Genomic DNA, 16,508 nt, shown 5'->3' on the forward strand with positions numbered 1-16,508 from the left:
GCTGCGGCTTGCTCGGTTTGGCGCCATCGCATAAACCCGCCGCGCAGGACATGGAAAGGAACCCTATGGCGCGCGGACCCGTACCCGTTACCGAAGACCGAGAGAAATCCAAGCGCGTCGGCGCGTTGCGGGATCTCTGGCCCTTTCTGAGCCCCTATAAGTTGATGGTGGCGCTGGCCGGTCTGGCCCTGACGCTGACGGCCAGCGTGTCGCTGGCGCTGCCGCTGGCCGTGCGCCGGGTGGTGGACAATTTCGGATCCGAGGCGGGGGCGCTGCTGGACCGTTATTTTGCCGCCGCGCTGGCTTTGGCCGGGTTGCTGGCGATCGGCACCGGGCTGCGGTACGCGCTGGTCACGCGGCTGGGCGAACGGGTTGTGGCCGACATCCGCAAGGCCGTTTTCGACCGTATCATCGGCATGTCGCCCGCCTATTTCGAAAATATCATGACCGGCGAGGTGATCAGCCGGATCACCACCGACACGACGCTGATCCTGTCGGTCATTGGCTCGTCTATTTCGGTGGCGCTGCGCAATGTGCTGATCTTCCTGGGCGGGCTGGTGCTGATGCTGTTTACCTCGGCCAAGCTGACCGGGCTGGTGCTGCTGATCGTGCCGCTGGTCATCGTGCCGATCCTGGTGCTGGGCCGCCGCCTGCGGGTGCTGAGCCGCGAAAATCAGGACTGGATCGCCGCGTCCTCGGGCAATGCCACCGAGGCGCTGACCTCGATCCAGACGGTACAGGCCTTTACCAATGAACGCGCGGCGATCCGCGATTTCGCCGATGTGACCGAGAAAAGCTATGACTCGGCCCGCCGCCGGGTCACCACGCGGGCGGTGATGACGGTGATCGTGATTTTCCTGGTGTTTTCCGGCGTTGTGGGGGTGCTGTGGATCGGTGCCAATGACGTGCGCGGCGGGCTGATGAGCGCCGGTGCGCTGGTGCAATTCGTGATTTATTCGGTCATGGTGGCGGGCTCGGTTGGGGCCCTGTCGGAAATCTGGGGCGAGCTGCAACGCGCGGCAGGCGCGACAGAGCGTCTGGTTGAACTGCTGCGGGCCACGGACAGTGTGGCCGATCCGGCGCAGCCTCTGCCCGTGCCCGCGCCGACCCGTGGGGCGATCCGCTTTGAGAATGTCAGTTTCCGCTATCCTTCGCGTCCGGATGTGTCGGCGCTGGATCAGATTGATCTGGAAATCCAGCCGGGGGAAACCGTGGCGCTGGTGGGGCCCTCTGGGGCCGGGAAAACGACGATCATTCAGACGTTGCTGCGGTTCTACGATCCTCAGGCGGGGCGGATTTTGCTGGATGGCACCGCGCTGAGCGACATGGCGCGCAGCGCATTCCGGCAGCATATGGCGCTGGTGCCGCAGGATCCGGTGATCTTTGCCTCTTCGGCGCGGGAAAATATCCGCTTTGGACGGCCCGGTGCCTCGGATGCCGAGGTGGAGGCCGCGGCCAAAGCCGCCGCTGCGCATGACTTTATCCTGAAGCTGCCCGAGGGCTATGACAGTCAGGTGGGCGAGCGTGGCGTGATGCTGTCGGGCGGGCAGAAACAACGGATCGCGATTGCGCGGGCCATCCTGCGGGATGCGCCGGTTCTGTTGCTGGACGAGGCCACCAGCGCCCTGGACGCCGAAAGCGAGCGCGCGGTGCAGGCAGCCGTGGACGAGCTGTCGAAAACCCGCACGACGATCATCGTGGCGCACCGTCTGGCCACGGTGAAGAAGGCGGATCGGATTGTCGTGCTGGAGGAGGGCCGGATCGTGGCTCAGGGCCGGCATGAAGAGCTGGTGGCGCAAGACGGGCTGTATGCGCGGCTGGCCAGGCTGCAATTCACCGACGGGATGTGACCTGAAGGGGCGCCTGCGGCGCGCTTGATGTCTCGTCGGCGGCCTGTTGGCCTTCTCCTCGGGCGGGGGGAGGGGTGACATGTCTTATTGGGGTGATTGTGACGTGACGTGCCAGTTTTTCCCCTTTTGAAATGGCGGCTGTCGGGGCAGGTTGCGGCTATTGAGGCCGCCACTCACGGTTGGCCACCACTCACGGGGATATGACATGGGACTGTTCAATTTCTGGAAAAGCTCGGGCAAGAAACTGGCGGAAGAGCCGACACCGGCGGTGTTGAAAAAAGAGGTCGAAGACCTGGGGCTTGATGCCGAGGGGCTGGACTTCGCTGTGGAAGGAGACAAGGTAAAGATCTCTGGCGCGGCGTTGACCCCGGAAATGCGTGAAAAGGTCATCCTGGCGGTTGGCAATGTCGAAGGTGTGGCAGAGGTCGAAGACGACGCCGAGGCGGAAGCCTTTTTCCACACTGTGGAAAAAGGGGACACGCTGTCGGCGGTTGCCAAGAAGACTCTGGGCAGTGCCAACCGCTACATGGAAATCTTTGAGGCAAACAAACCCATGCTGAGCCATCCCGACAAGATCTATCCCGGTCAGGTGCTGCGTATCCCTGTCGAGGCTTAACCAAAGGTCACCCAGAATGACCCGGAAAAAGGCGCAGTTTTGCGCCTTTTTTTGTGTTTTGACGTTGCGCAATTGACCTTGGGGGCGTCTTGTATGAAAGGGGAAACCCTTTCACATTGCGCGCGAGGAACACAGCTGGCCCATGTGAAACGGGCCGCAAAACGGGAGGATACCGATGGGATTTGCATCCATTCAGGACACGATTGCGATCGAGAGCGAGGCAACCTGGGCCGAGCGCGATGTGCCCAGGACCTTGTATCAGATGCTGACGCGCACCAAGGACAAGAACGGTGCGGGCAATGCCGTCAGTTTCCAGCTGCTGTCGGGGCCGACCGATAAGGCCGAGACGCTGACCTGGGCCGAATTGCACGCGCGCACCTGTCAGGCGGCCAACATGTTCCGCGATCTGGGGGTGGGCGAGGGCGACGTGGTGGCCTGTGTATTGCCCAACTGCAATGAAACCATCCTGACCATTCTGGGCGGAGCGATTGCCGGGATCATCAACCCGATCAACCCGCTGCTGGAGCCCGAGCAGATCGGCGCCATCCTGCGTGAGACCAAGGCCAAGGTCGTGGTCACGCTCAAGGCGTTTCCGAAGACGGATGTTGCCCAGAAAACCGCCGAGGCCGTGCGCCACGCGCCGGGCGTGCACACGGTTCTGGAGGTGGATCTGAACCGCTATCTGACTCCGCCCAAAAGCTGGATCGTGCCCCTGGTGCGTCCGAAAAATCCGGGCAATCACCACGCGGATGTGCTGGATTTCAACAAAACGATGCGCAAATACCCGCGCGCGCTGTCCTTTGCCGATGCCAGCGAGGATCGCGTGGCCGCCTATTTCCACACGGGCGGGACGACGGGGATGCCCAAGGTGGCGCAGCATCGCTATTCGGGCATTGTCTATAATGGCTGGCTGGGTGGCACGCTGCTGTACACCCCTGAGGACAATATCATCTGCCCGCTGCCCATGTTCCATGTCTTTGCCTGCCATGTGATCATGATGTCGGCGATTTATGCCGGTTCTCATGTGGTGTTCCCGACGCCTGCGGGGTATCGCGGCGACGGGGTGTTCGATAATTTCTGGAAACTGGTCGAGCGCTGGAAAATCTCGTTCATCATCACCGTGCCCACGGCGATTTCGGCGCTGATGCAGCGGCCGGTGGATGCGGATATTTCCAGTGTGAAGACCTCGTTTTCGGGCTCGGCCCCGCTGCCGCTGGAACTGTTCAATCGGTTCGAAGCTGCCTCGGACGTGACCATCGTCGAGGGCTACGGGCTGACCGAGGCCACCTGTCTGGTGTCGGTGAACCCTGTGGATGGGCAGAAGAAGGTCGGCTCGGTCGGGATCCGGTTCCCTTATTGCGATGTGCGTATCTTCAAAGAGGTGGACGGTGCGCCGGTGGAATGCGCCCCCGATGAGGTGGGCGAGATCTGCGTCTCGAACCCCGGCGTCAACGCGCCCAACACCTATACCGAGGACGATAAGAACAAAGACCTGTACCATTACGGCAAATACCTGCGGACCGGCGATCTGGGCCGGATCGACGCGGACAGCTATATCTGGATCACCGGCCGGGCCAAGGATCTGATCATTCGCGGCGGGCATAACATTGACCCGGCTGAAATCGAAGAGGCCCTGCTGGCGCATCATGATGTTGCCTTTGCCGGGGCGATCGGCCAGCCGGATGTGCACGCGGGCGAAATTCCCTGCGCCTATGTCGAACTGATCGAGGGGGCCTCGGTCAGCGCAGAAGAGCTGATCAAACACGCCAAGATCCATGTCCACGAACGCGCCGCTCAGCCCAAATTCATCGAGGTGCTGGACGAGCTGCCCAAAACCGCCGTCGGCAAGGTGTTCAAGCCCGATCTGCGCAAGCGCGCCATCACCCGTGTCTACAATCAGGCGCTGGACGAGGCCAAGCTGAACGCCCAGGTCATCGCGGTGATCGACGATAAGAAACGCGGCCTGGTGGCGCAGGTCGAACGGACCGGCGTTGTGCATGACGATGAGGTCGGGCACGTGCTGGGCGCGTTCACCCGGCCTTGGGAATGGGCAGAGTGATCCGCCGGAAATGACAGAAATCAGGGCCACCCCCATAGCGGGTGGCCTTTGGGTTTTAACGGGTCAGGACCATGGCCTGCGCCAGTGCCGCCGCCGCGCGCACCCCGTCGATTACAGGAAGGCCGGCGCGCTCTTGCAAAGGCGGCAGCAGGGCGGTCATCCCCGAACAGCCCAGCACAACCGATTGCGCCCCCTGCGTCTGCGCGGCGTTAATTTCGTCGCTCAGAACGGATAGGACGTGGGGCCCGCCATCCTCGACCTCTAGCACGGGCAGCCCGCTGGGCCGCACGCCCGCGCAATGATCGGCAAAGCCGTAGCGGCGAATATTCCCTTCGATCACCGGCACGGAAACGGACAGGGTGGTGACAACGCCAAAGCTCTGGCCGCGCAGCAGCGCCATGTGAAAGGCCGCCTGGCCAATGCCGATCACTGGACAATGCGCGGCGGCGCGGGCCTGCGCCAGCCCGGTGTCGTCAAAACAGGCGATGACGATCGCATCCACGGCCTCGTCCCGTGCGCGCGGCAACAAAGACAGCACCCCCGGCAGCGCGTCATCCCCATCCTGCGGCCCCTGAATGGCGGGCGGGCCGTCGCTATTCGTCCAGCCCAGGATCTGCGCCTGCGGCAGCACCTGCCGGGCCGAGGCCACCGCGCTATCGGTCATATGCGCCGAGGAATTTGGATTCAGAAAAAGCAGTTTCACCGGGCTTAGACCCCTTTGCCCGCATCCGAGCCCAGCCGCGCGCGCCGCCGCCCCGTGATCCACAGGCTGAGGATAAACCCGCCGATGATGACAAAGGAAAACAGCGTGGTCAGCGTCCCCAGCGCATAGATCACCGGGGTGGTGACGTTGGTTGTCATTCCGAAAATTTCAAGCGGCAGGGTGTTATAGCTGCCAGCGGTCAGCAGGGTGCGGGCGAACTCGTCATAGGACAGGGTAAAGCCGAACAGCGCCACCCCGATCAAAGAAGGCGCGATGATCGGCAGCACCACGAAACGGATCGTCTGCCAGGCGGTGGCGCCCTGGTCGCGGGCGGCCTCTTCGTAGGATTTGTCGAAACGGTTGAAGACGGCGAACATGATCAGCAGGCCAAAGGGCAGCGTCCAGGTCAGCTGCGCGCCGAATCCGGAACTGGCCCAATGCACCGGCCAGCCCAGCTGGCTAAAGATCAGCCCCACCCCCAGTGACACCAGGATCGACGGGATCACCAATGAGGCGATGATCAGGTAAAACACCACGCCCGACCCCGCAAAGCGTTTGCGAAAGGCCAGCCCGCCCATCACCGACACCACGACCGTGGTCACCATCACCATCAGCCCCAGCGCAAAGGATCTGCGGAACGAGCCCCAGATGTCCCCCACGGCCTGTTCCTCGAACAGATCAAAGAACCAGTGCAGCGACACCCCGCGCATGGGAAAGGTCAGGCCTCCGCCCGGCCCCTGGAAGCTGAGGATGCCGATGGTGATCGTCGGGCCGTACAGAAACAGAATGAACAGCGCGAAAAACGCGGTCAGCACATAGAAGGAACGAGGACGCTTTTCCATGGATCACAGCTCCTTACGGATGTCGACAAAGCGCAGCAGGATGCCGATCACGATCAGCACGGTCAGCAGCAGCACAACGGATGTCGCCGCGGCCGAGGGATATTGCAGCAGGGAAATATCGTTGGAAATCAGCCGGCCGACGTTGGCCTTCTGACTGCCGGACATGAAACGCACGGTGATGAAATCCCCCATCACCAGCGTCAGCACGAAAATGGTGCCGATCATGATCCCCGGTTTGGTCAGCGGCAGGATCACATGGGTCAGCGTTTGCCAGCCGCTGGCGCCATTGTCGCGGGCGGCCTCGATCAGGGAATGGTCAATCCGCATCATCGTGTTGAAAATCGGCACCACCATGAACAGCGTGTACAGGTGGACAAAGGCCAGAATGACTGAAAAATCCGAATAGAGCAGCCACTCGACCGGCTGATCCACCACGCCCCAGGATATCAGCGTCTGGTTGGCAATCCCGTTGCGCCCCAGAAACGGAATCCAGGAAATCATCCGAATGATATTCGACGTCCAGAACGGGATCGTGCACAGCAGAAACAGCGCGATCTGCACGCCCTGGCTGCGGATGTGAAAGGCCAGGTAATAGGCGACGGTAAACCCGATCAGAAAGGTCGCGGCCCAGGTGATCAGCGCGTATTTGAACGTGGCGAAGAAGACTTTGTAGGTGACGGGCGAGCCAAAGAGATACTGGTAATTCTCGAATGAGAAATCGGGAATGATGGAAAATTCCGTCGCCCGCCAGAAGCTGACCACGACAATCGTCAGGATCGGCAGGATCAAAAACCCCAGCAGGATCAGGCTAAGCGGGGCGGCTTGCAGCCAGCCCGAGAGGTGACGGTTTTTCAGCATAGGGGGCCTTTGCGCGCAGCGTCAGGAAAGGGGAGGATGAGAGGGCCGCGCCCCCTCATCCCAAGGTGTCACCGCATCACGATGCGATGAATTCGTTCCACTTGCGGACCATGTACTGGTTTTCGTCCATGACGGCGTTCCAGCAGGCCACGGCGCCCATCCGGTCATAGAACGAGCCGCCATCGCGGGTCTCGCCGGATTTGGCCAGCACGTCCCCGAAGGGGCTGGTGATGTCGCCGGTGGCCTCTTTGCCCTCGAACCAGAAACCCCATTCGTTTTCGGACATGTAGTTCTTCGAGGTCTCGGGCACGGCCGAGTAATAGCCCTGACGCATCAGGAACCCGCCGACCCAGCCGTCCAGATACCAGTTGATGTATTCATAGGCGGCCTCCAGCTCCAGGCCGGACAGGTTGGCCGACAGGCCGATGCCGCCGCCCCAGCTGCGGTAGCCCTCTTTCAGAGGCTGATAGACGCAGGGGATGCCGCGCGATTTGACGGCGGTGATGGCGGGTGACCACATGGATTGGATCACCACCTCGCCCGAGGCCATCAGGTTCACGCTTTCGTCGAAGGTTTTCCAGAAGGCGCGGAACTGGCCGTTTTTCTTGGCTTCGGTGAAGATGCCGATGGTCTTGTCGATTTCCTCGCGGGTCATGTTGCCCTTGTCGGCATATTGGATTTCGCCCATTGCCTCGCAGACCATGGCCATGTCCATGATCCCGATCGAGCTGATGTCCAGAATCGAGGCCTTGCCCTTGAATTCGGGGTTCAGCAGCTCGGCCCAGGTGTCGATCGGGCGGCCGATCAGATCAGGGCGGATGCCCAGCGTGTCGGCGTTATAGATGGTGGGGATCAGGGTCATCCAGCCGGTTTCCTCGGACGCGAACTTGTTCGAGCCGGGGCCTTCGACAAAGCCGACGCTATGGGGCGCGGTGCCCTGGGCGATGGTGGATTCGGGGGTCAGCTTGCCCGATTTGAAAATGCCGACGATCTTGTCGTAATTCTTGATCTTGCTGGTATCCATCGCCTGCAAGTTGCCGGTGGGCCAGACTTTTTTGCAGATCCAGTATTCGATGTCGGCAATGTCAAAGCTGCCAGGCTGGGTGGCGGCGCGCTGTGTCACGCTGTCCGAATCCAGGGCGGTCATTTCCAGGGTAAAGCCCAGGTCCTCTTTGACCTTCTGAGCGACCTCGTTCAGGTTCGAAACCCCGGTGCCGAACTGGCGCAGGGTGACGTCCTTGATGTTTTGCGCCCACAGCATCGGCGCGGGCAGCGCGGTGGCAGCCAGCGCGGCGCCCCCGGATTTCAGCAGTGAGCGGCGCGTGTATCCTACTTTGGCCATCTTCATCCTCTTTTCATGTTGGTCTGTGTTGGATCGGTGGGGTGGCTCTCAGGCCAGGAGGCGGTGCAGCCGCCCCTCGTCCCAGGTCAGCGCAATCGCGTCGCCCGGATTTTTTGGTGTTGCGAAAAAGGTGGTTTCGGGGACCAGCGCCAGAACCTCTTCGCCCGATTGGGTGGTTGAGGTCAGGGCCACATGCGCCCCCTGATATTCCACCGCCGTCACGGTGGCGGGCAGGCCGGTCTGGCCCAACCGCACGTCATCGGCGCGCAGGGCCACCTTTTGCCCATCCAGCGAGATCACGTTATGCCCGCCCATGAAACGCGCCACGAATTCGGTGCGCGGCGCGGTCCAGACATCGCGCGCCGGCCCGGCCTGTTCGATCACGGCGTTATTCATCACGACGATTTCATCGGCCAGTGCCAGGGCCTCGTCCTGGCCGTGGGTGACGTGAATAAAGGTGATGCCCAGCTCGCGTTGCAGGCGTTTCAGCTCGGCCCGCATCCGGATGCGCAGGAACGGATCCAGCGCCGAAAGGGGCTCGTCCAGCAGCAGCACCTTGGGTTTGGTCACCAGCGCGCGGGCCAGCGCCACGCGTTGCTGCTGCCCGCCGGACAGCTGATCGGGCAGGCGATCGGCAAATTGGGTCATGTCCACCAGCGCCAGCATCTCATCGGCGGCCTTGTGCCGGGTGGGTTTGTCCACGCCCTTCATGCGCAGGGAAAAGGCCACGTTGTCGCGGACGTTCAGATGCGGGAACAGCGCGTAATTCTGAAACATCATCGCGGTGCCACGCTGGGCGGGGGGCAGGGCGGAAATATCCTGACCGTCCAGCAGGATCGCCCCGTCCGAGACCGCCTCGTGCCCGGCAATCATCCGCAGCGTTGTGGATTTTCCGCAGCCCGAGGGGCCCAGCAGGCACACATAGCTGCCCTTGTGAAACACATGGCTGACGTCACGCACGGCCAGCGTGTCCCCATAGCGTTTCGTCAAATGAACCAGTTCCAGATCCTGTCCCGAGCGCATCGCTCACCCCTTGTCGGCGTTTCGTTGGGGTCATGCTGCGGGGGCTGTGGGGGCGGGGCAAAGCTCTGACAGGGGTTTTGCCATGCGCAAACACGCGATGCCCGAGATTTCAGCGCTTGCCGATCAAGTGCGCACAAATAGTAATCCAATATTGTATACAATAATGTCGCCGCCGCTGCGAATTGATCCCACACTTGAGAATCACCGCCCAAGACGGGAAACTCGGCGAACGAAAGGGCACAGCAACAGAATGCAGCAGGCGCGAAAAAAAGACTCTGGCAGCGGTTTCGTTGCCGAAAATCTGGCGCGGGCGATCCATGAACATCGCCTGGCACCAGGGATGAAGCTGAACGAGGATGAAGTCGGCGAGATTTACGGCGTCAGCCGGACGGTTGTCCGCGCGGCGTTGCAGCAATTGTCCCATGAACGGCTGATTGATCTGCGGCGCAACCGCGGGGCCTTTGTGGCGCAGCCCACCGTCAAGGAAGCGCGCGAAGTCTTCGAGGCGCGCTCTTTGCTTGAGCCGCGCACCGCCCATTCCGCGGCCGAGCGGATCACCGAAACCGATCTGGCCAATCTGCAACGCCACATAGATGACGAACACGCCGCCTTGCAGCAGGGCGATACCGGGCGCGCGCTGCATCTGTCGGGACTGTTTCATATCGAGATCGCCCGCATTGCCGATCAGGACACGATTGCCGATTTCGTGGCGCAGCTGGTGTCGCGGTCCTCGTTGATTATTGCGCTGTATTGGCAGCGCCGCGCTGCGCTGTGCGAAAGCCACGCGCATGATGCGCTGTTGCGCGCTCTGGCCGATCATGACGGTCCGCTGGCCGAAGAGCTGATGAAAAACCACCTGCTGGACTTGTTGACATCGCTGGACCTGCGGGCGATCAGCTCGGCGCCGCAATCGCTGAGGGACGCGCTGCAATGATCCTGAAAACGGCCTCGGCGGGGGATGTGGCCCGGATGCTGGACTGGGCATCCAAAGAGGGTTGGAATCCGGGCCATGAGGATGCAGAGGCCTTTTATGCCTCTGACCCCGAAGGGTTTTTCCTGGCCGAGGTCGATGGGCGCATGGTGGCCGCGATTTCGGTTGTGATCCATTCGGACAGCTTTGCCTTTCTGGGGCTGTATATCTGTCACCCACAGTTTCGCGGGCAGGGGATCGGGCTGGCATTGTGGCGGCACGCGCTGGCCCATGCGGGGGATCGGACCGTGGGGCTGGATGGCGTGGCCGAGCAGCAGGCGAATTATGCCCGTTCAGGGTTTCGGCACGCTGGCGCGACGATGCGCTATCGGGGACGTCTGAAGCCGCTGGCGCATCCGGACATCCGCGCACTGGATGCGCGGGACGATCTGTCTGAGCTGGATCTGGCAGCGAACGGGTTTGCGCGCCCAAGGTTCCTAAGGCCCTGGCTGACGCAGGCCGAGACGCGCAAAACCGTGGTGTTGCAGCGCGGCAAGGTTGCAGGGTTCGCCACCGCGCGTTTGTGCCGCGATGGGGGGAAACTGGGCCCGGTTGTGGCCGAAACCGCAGCAGATGCCTGGGCCCTGATGCAAGCGGCGGCGCTGTCGGTCGGAGTGGCGGATGTAACGATCGACGTGCCGGGCGCGCAGGCCGGGTTTCAGGCCAGGCTTGAAGCCGCCGGGTTCCGTTCGGGCTTTGCCACGGCCAGAATGTATCGCGGCCCGGCCCCCGCGGCTGCGGCGCCGCAGACGCTGTTCGGGGTGGCCACGCTGGAGCTGGGATAGCCCGGCGCAGGCTGCCGGGCTCTGCGCTGCGGCAAACTTATCATTTACAAAGAAATCGGGAACGATTATCCGACCTCTGCTTCGGTCCGACTGGTACGCCAGCGGATAATAGGGAATGCGGTGAGCGGGCAAGAGCAGCCCGCAACTCCGCAACTGCCCCCGCAACTGTGAGCGGCGAGCGAAGCCGGAACATGCCACTGACGCGCAGAAAATGCGCGCTGGGAAGGCCCGGCCAAGCTGAGACCCGCAAGTCAGGAGACCTGCCGAGGCGATCACCCGGTCCAAGCGCGGGGCGCGTTTCGGACAACGGACCTTCCGTTTGTGGTGACGACACTCACCGTCTGCGGAGGGAGCATCCCTTCAGGACATTCATAGCATATGCGGGCCCGACTGCCCGCGCCAAAGGGGATGATGGGATGACCAAGACCGCTCTTTTGACTGGTGTCGCGCTGACCGCGCTGGCCACGGCACCGGCCTTTGCCCAGGATGATCTGGATCTGGGCGATATCACAGTTTCTGCCAACTATGACGAAACCGCTGTCGAACGCTCGGGCACCACTGTTGAAATCGTCACCGAGGACGATCTGAACACCGCGCCCGACACCCGCCTGTCGGGGCTGCTGACCGGGCTGCCGGGGGTGACGGCCTCGTCGAACGGGGGGCTGGGCACCTCGACCAACCTGCGGATCCGGGGGCTGGGCGGCGCCTATGTGCCGGTTCTGCTGGATGGCATTGATATTTCGGATCCGGCCAGCAGCGGCAACGGATTCGACTGGGGCGGGCTGACCGGCGCGAACCTGTCGCGGGTTGAGGTTCTGAAAGGCTCGCAATCGGCGCGCTATGGCGTCAGCGCCGTCGGCGGCGTGGTGAACCTGGACAGCTGGACCCCGGCGCAGGACGGCGTGTCGGGCCAGGCCAGCCTGGAATATGGCGCGTATAACACCCGCCGCGGGGCGCTGGCCCTGGGGTTGCGCGATGGCCGGACGGAACTGTCGCTGGGCCTGAGCCATGTGAAAACCGACGGGTTCTCGGCCAATGCCGCAGGCACCGAGGATGACGGCTATGAGCAGACCCTGATCAACCTGCGCGGCGTCTACCACCTGAGCGACACCGCCAGTGTCGGTGTCTCGGCCTTCTATCTGGATGCCAATGGCGAGTTCGACGAATGGTCGGGCGATGGCGCGCTGCCCTATGACGAGATCAACGAACGCGAGGCCAAAGGCATCCGTCTGTTCACCGATTTCATGACCGGCGCGGTTACGCACAGCCTGTCCTACAGCTATTTTGAAACCGACCGGCTTAGCAGCTCGAACGGGTGGGCGACGCCGTTCAACGGCGAGCGCAAGAAGCTGGAATATGCCGCCAGCTTCGATCTGGGTGCGGCCGTGGCCATGCATGTCGGTGCCGACCAGACCCGCGAAGAGGCCGGCGGCGCCACCAGCAAGATCACTGGCATCTTCGCCGAGGCCGTCTACACCCCCACCGACACGCTGGATATCGTGGCCTCGCTGCGTCATGACGATACCGCCGATTTCTCGGATAAGACCACGGGGCGCGTGGCGCTGGCCTGGCGCATTCAAGAAGACCTGATTCTGCGGGCCCAGGCGGCCACCGGCTATAAACCGCCCAGCCTGTACCAGCTGACCTCGGTCTATGGCGATCCGACCTTCCAGCCCGAAGAATCCACCAGCTTTGAGCTGGGGATCGAGAAGCGCTTTGGCGGCGATGCCTTCGTCCGCGCGACCCTGTTCCGGACGGACATCGACGGGCAGGTGTATTGGGATTACGGCTCGGTCCGGTGCGGCAGCGGCTTTGGCTGCTACGAGGTGCAGGACTTCACCGCCAAGGGGCTGGAACTGTCCGGGCAGGTTGCCCTGTCCGACACGATCGACCTGGTGGGCAGCTACACCCTGACCGACACCGCCGATGGCAGCGGCGCGCAGGCGCTGCGCGTGCCCAAGCATGACATCGAGATCGGCCTGAACGCGCAACTGGGGGCCAGCACCTTTGGCGGCATCAGCCTGAACCACGTTGCCGACCGGACGGACACCATCGGCGCCGTGCCGGATTATACCGTTGTGAATGCCTTTGTTTCGCACCGAATTTCCGACCGGGCCGAGGCCTACCTGCGGATCGAGAACCTGACCGACGAAAACTACGAAACCGCTGCGGGCTATAGCACTTCGGGCCGCGCGGTGTATATCGGGGTTCGTGGGACTTATTAAGATCATAACCTTGGCTGCCGCGCTGGTGTTTTCTGGCGCGGCAGCCTTTGCCGATACGGTGCCGCGCCGTGTCGTTTCGATGAATCTGTGCACCGATCAGCTGGCGATGCTGATCGCGGACCCGGCGCAGATCACGTCGCTTTCCTATCTGTCCACCGATCCGCGCAGCAGTGCGATGCACCGACGCGCGCGGGATTTCCCGCAAAACCGGGGCCTGGCCGAGGAAATCTATCTGCAAGATCCCGATCTGATCCTGGCCGGGCGCTATACGGGGCGGGCGACGGTTGGTATGTTGCAGCGTCTGGGCAAACGGGTTGAGATGTTCCTGCCGGCCTACTCCCTGGAAGACGTACGCGCGCGTATGTTGCAGATGGGCCGCGCCCTGGGCCAAGAGCCCCGCGCCCAGGCCATGGTGGCCAAATTCGATGCCGATCTACAGGCCCTGCGCGAGGACGTGCAGAACCGGCCTCTGGCGGCGCTCTATTACGCGAATGGCTATACGACCGGGGATAAAACGCTGGCTGGGCAGATCCTGCTGGCCGCCGGGTTCGAAAATGCCACCACCCGCGCGGGCCAGAGCCACGCGGGCAATCTGCCGCTTGAGGTGCTGGTGATGCTGCAACCCGATGCCATCGTGACTGGCGCGAAATACCCCGGTCAGTCCCGGTCCGAGGCGATTTTGGAACACCCCGTTATCCGCGCTATCCAGCAGGGCCGCGAAACCGCCAGCGTTGCCGACAGTGATTGGCTGTGCGGCACGCCTTTCGTGCTGCGGGCGATTTCGGATCTGGTGGCGCTGCGGCATCAGGTAGGGCGCGCAAAATGACCCGGTTGATGCTGTTCCTGTCCGTCTGTGTGGCGGTGTTGTTTGTGGCCTCTTTGGTGTTGGGGCCGGCGGGGATGCCGGTGCTGGACAGCCTGTCCGCCTTGTTTGTGCAGGATGAGGGCCCGCTGAGCATGGTGATGCGCGAAATCCGCCTGCCACGCGCGCTGTTGGGCCTGATGATCGGCATATCTCTGGGGATGGCCGGGGCCGGGATGCAGGGGTATCTGCGCAATCCGCTGGCCGATCCTGGGCTGATCGGAGTGTCGGCCTCGGCGGCGCTGGGGGCGGTTCTGGCGATTCATACCGGGCTGTCCGCCGCTTTCGTTCTGGGGCTGCCCATCGCCGCGCTGGCCGGAGCGCTATCCGCCGTTTTTCTGGTGCTGGCGCTGGCTGGCCCGCAGGGGGGGGCGCTGACCCTGATCCTGGCGGGGATCGCGATTTCTTCGCTGGCGGCGGCGCTTAGCTCTTTGGTGCTGAACCTGTCGCCAAACCCGTTTGCCGCCAATGAGATTGTGTTCTGGATGATGGGCTCGCTGGCGGATCGGTCTATGACGCATGTCTGGCTGGCGCTGCCGCTGATGCTGGTGGGCTGGGGGTTGCTGGCCACGTTGCCGCGCGGGCTTGAGGCCCTGACCCTGGGCGAGGACGCGGCGCAGGCGATGGGGGTAAACCTGACGCGCCTGCGGCTGAAGCTTGTGATTGGCACGGCGGCTGCAATCGGCGCGGCCACCGCTGTGGCTGGCGCGATTGGTTTTGTCGGGCTGGTGGTGCCGCATATTCTGCGGCCCTATGTGGGCTCGCGGCCGGGGCGGCTTCTGTGGGCCTCGGCCTTGGGCGGGGCGGCGATGGTGTTGGCTGCGGACATCGTGGTGCGGCTGGTGCTGCCCACCCAGGATCTGAAACTGGGCGTGCTGACTGCGCTGGTCGGGGCCCCGCTGTTCCTGCATCTGATCTATAAAACCCGGAGGGCGGGGATATGAGCCTGCTGCGTCTGCGCGACCTCTCGGTCACCCTGCGGGGGCGTATGGTTTTCGGCGGCATTGATCTGTTGATCCGGCCGGGCGAGGTGGTCGGCCTGATCGGTCCCAATGGGGCGGGCAAGACCACGCTGATGCGGGCGGCGCTGGGGCTGGTGCCGTTTTCGGGCGACAGCTCGCTTGCGGATATGGCGCCGCGCGCCCGCGCCCGGCACGCCGCCTGGATGCCGCAAACCCACGAGATCGCCTGGCCCGTTGAGGTGGAAACACTGGTGGCGCTGGGGCGGATTCCCCATCTGGGCGTGGGCCAGCCCATCGGGCCCAAAGATCAAGAGGCCGTGGACCGGGCGCTGAATCAGATGGGGCTACAAACCCTTCGGCACCGTACGGCGACCCGCCTGTCCGGAGGCGAGCAAACCCGCGCCCTGATCGCCCGCACCCTGGCGCAGGAAACGCCTCTGGTGCTGGCGGACGAGCCCATCGCAGGGCTGGACCCGGCGCATCAGATCTCGACCATGCAGTGTTTTCAGCAGGTGGCGGCGCAGGGCAAATCCGTGATGGTCTCGATTCATGATCTGGGGCTTGCGGTGCGCCATTGCACGCGTCTGGTGCTGCTGTCGGGCGGGCGGCTGGTGGCCGATGGCGCGCCCACACAGGTGCTGACGGCGCAGAACCTGCGCAGCGAATTCGGAATTTCCGCGCATTTCATGGACACGCCGGACGGGCCGGTTTTCCAACCGCTGGAGGTGCTGCGGTGACGCTGACGATTGAGCGCCCCTGGGTCACGTTCGATCTGGGCCGCGAAATGCAGGTGCTGAGCTGGGCCATCAACCGGCCCGGTCTGGTGCGCGCGCGCCGTATCCTGTGGCGCGAGGTGCGCAATGCCGATCTGCCCCCCGATTTGGATGTGGTTGACTGGCTGGATCAGGAACTGAGCCAGCGGCAGGCGCAGGATGCTGTGTGCTTTCTGACCTCGCGTAATGTGCAGGCGGTGACGCAGGCGCAGGTGCAGATCGGATCGGTTTGCGCTTATGCGGTGGCCACGGTGGGCCTGTCCAATGCGGAACGTGTGGGGACGCGGTTCACCCGAGCGCCCGGCACCTGGGGAACGATCAATGTGGCGGTGCGGCTGGACGTCGGGCTGACGCAGACGGCCCTGCTCGAGTCCGTCAGCATCGCGACACAGGCGCGCACGGCGGCGGTGATGGATCTGGGGCTGGAGCTGCCGACGGGGCGCGCCACCGGGACGGGGACAGATTGTATCGCGGTGGCGGCGCAGACGGGCGCGCAGGCCTATGCGGGCCTGCATACCGAGATCGGGCACGCGTTGGGGCAGGCGGTTTATGACGCGGTTTCGCAAGGCGCGCGGGAATGGAAATCCTCGCCGGGGGCCGAGGCCGCAGGGCTGAGCTTCTCAGGCGCGGGATGATCG

General features: G+C 63.3%; 15 protein-coding genes and 1 riboswitch. Of the genes, 10 read left to right on the forward strand and 5 right to left on the reverse strand.

Features of this window, described 5'->3' with window-relative positions; genetic code table 11:
• Positions 1-65 precede the first annotated feature (65 nt).
• From ACP15O_RS14615 to ACP15O_RS14625, 3 genes are all read left to right on the forward strand, one after another.
• Positions 66-1,850 (forward strand): ABC transporter transmembrane domain-containing protein, encoded by a 1,785-nt coding sequence (locus tag ACP15O_RS14615; protein WP_425096857.1) that lies wholly within the window; start codon positions 66-68, stop codon positions 1,848-1,850.
• A gap of 205 nt (positions 1,851-2,055) precedes the next feature.
• Positions 2,056-2,466 carry a peptidoglycan-binding protein LysM gene (lysM, locus tag ACP15O_RS14620; protein WP_425096858.1) on the forward strand — a complete coding sequence of 137 codons (411 nt, stop codon included), beginning with the start codon at positions 2,056-2,058 and terminating at the stop codon, positions 2,464-2,466.
• A 175-nt stretch (positions 2,467-2,641) separates the two neighbouring features.
• Positions 2,642-4,525 (forward strand): acyl-CoA synthetase, encoded by a 1,884-nt coding sequence (locus ACP15O_RS14625; protein ID WP_425096859.1) that lies wholly within the window; start codon positions 2,642-2,644, stop codon positions 4,523-4,525.
• 55 nt (positions 4,526-4,580) lie between these two features.
• Here ACP15O_RS14625 and ACP15O_RS14630 read toward each other — a convergent pair whose 3' ends face one another.
• From ACP15O_RS14630 to ACP15O_RS14650, 5 genes are all read right to left on the reverse strand, one after another.
• On the reverse strand, positions 4,581-5,228 hold the full coding sequence (locus ACP15O_RS14630) for an aspartate/glutamate racemase family protein (RefSeq protein ID WP_425096860.1): 648 nt from the start codon (positions 5,226-5,228) through the stop codon (positions 4,581-4,583).
• Positions 5,229-5,233: 5 nt separating this feature from the next.
• On the reverse strand, positions 5,234-6,070 hold the full coding sequence (locus ACP15O_RS14635) for an ABC transporter permease (RefSeq protein ID WP_425096861.1): 837 nt from the start codon (positions 6,068-6,070) through the stop codon (positions 5,234-5,236).
• Positions 6,071-6,073: 3 nt separating this feature from the next.
• On the reverse strand, positions 6,074-6,928 hold the full coding sequence (locus ACP15O_RS14640; protein WP_425096862.1) for an ABC transporter permease: 855 nt from the start codon (positions 6,926-6,928) through the stop codon (positions 6,074-6,076).
• A gap of 76 nt (positions 6,929-7,004) precedes the next feature.
• Positions 7,005-8,270: an ABC transporter substrate-binding protein gene (locus tag ACP15O_RS14645; protein WP_425096863.1), complete on the reverse strand. Its 1,266-nt coding sequence runs from the start codon at positions 8,268-8,270 to the stop codon at positions 7,005-7,007.
• Positions 8,271-8,318: 48 nt separating this feature from the next.
• Positions 8,319-9,293: an ABC transporter ATP-binding protein gene (locus tag ACP15O_RS14650; RefSeq protein ID WP_425096864.1), complete on the reverse strand. Its 975-nt coding sequence runs from the start codon at positions 9,291-9,293 to the stop codon at positions 8,319-8,321.
• Between the two features lie 250 nt (positions 9,294-9,543).
• On the opposite strand from ACP15O_RS14650, the gene ACP15O_RS14655 reads away from it, so the two are divergent.
• The 7 genes from ACP15O_RS14655 (at position 9,544) to ACP15O_RS14685 (ending at position 16,505) form a co-directional block, all read left to right on the forward strand.
• Positions 9,544-10,227 carry a GntR family transcriptional regulator gene (locus ACP15O_RS14655; protein ID WP_425096865.1) on the forward strand — a complete coding sequence of 228 codons (684 nt, stop codon included), beginning with the start codon at positions 9,544-9,546 and terminating at the stop codon, positions 10,225-10,227.
• Complete coding sequence (locus ACP15O_RS14660; RefSeq protein WP_425096866.1) at positions 10,224-11,048, forward strand: GNAT family N-acetyltransferase; 825 nt, start codon at positions 10,224-10,226, stop codon at positions 11,046-11,048. The genes ACP15O_RS14655 and ACP15O_RS14660 overlap by 4 nt, the downstream gene beginning before the upstream one ends.
• A gap of 65 nt (positions 11,049-11,113) precedes the next feature.
• Positions 11,114-11,330: riboswitch (cobalamin riboswitch) on the forward strand.
• Positions 11,331-11,464: 134 nt separating this feature from the next.
• Positions 11,465-13,273 carry a TonB-dependent receptor plug domain-containing protein gene (locus ACP15O_RS14665; RefSeq protein WP_425096867.1) on the forward strand — a complete coding sequence of 603 codons (1,809 nt, stop codon included), beginning with the start codon at positions 11,465-11,467 and terminating at the stop codon, positions 13,271-13,273.
• A gap of 10 nt (positions 13,274-13,283) precedes the next feature.
• On the forward strand, positions 13,284-14,099 hold the full coding sequence (locus ACP15O_RS14670; protein ID WP_425096868.1) for an ABC transporter substrate-binding protein: 816 nt from the start codon (positions 13,284-13,286) through the stop codon (positions 14,097-14,099).
• Positions 14,096-15,079: a FecCD family ABC transporter permease gene (locus ACP15O_RS14675; protein WP_425096869.1), complete on the forward strand. Its 984-nt coding sequence runs from the start codon at positions 14,096-14,098 to the stop codon at positions 15,077-15,079. The genes ACP15O_RS14670 and ACP15O_RS14675 overlap by 4 nt, the downstream gene beginning before the upstream one ends.
• Positions 15,076-15,834, forward strand: coding sequence for an ABC transporter ATP-binding protein (locus ACP15O_RS14680; RefSeq protein WP_425096870.1), 759 nt, complete (start codon positions 15,076-15,078; stop codon positions 15,832-15,834). The genes ACP15O_RS14675 and ACP15O_RS14680 overlap by 4 nt, the downstream gene beginning before the upstream one ends.
• Positions 15,831-16,505: an adenosylcobinamide amidohydrolase gene (locus tag ACP15O_RS14685; protein ID WP_425096871.1), complete on the forward strand. Its 675-nt coding sequence runs from the start codon at positions 15,831-15,833 to the stop codon at positions 16,503-16,505. Before ACP15O_RS14680 ends, ACP15O_RS14685 begins: the two co-directional genes overlap by 4 nt.
• The last annotated feature ends 3 nt before the right edge of the window (positions 16,506-16,508 follow it).

This window comes from Youngimonas ophiurae (nom. illeg.) (assembly GCF_049803795.1).
Taxonomy (GTDB): domain Bacteria; phylum Pseudomonadota; class Alphaproteobacteria; order Rhodobacterales; family Rhodobacteraceae; genus Thalassobius.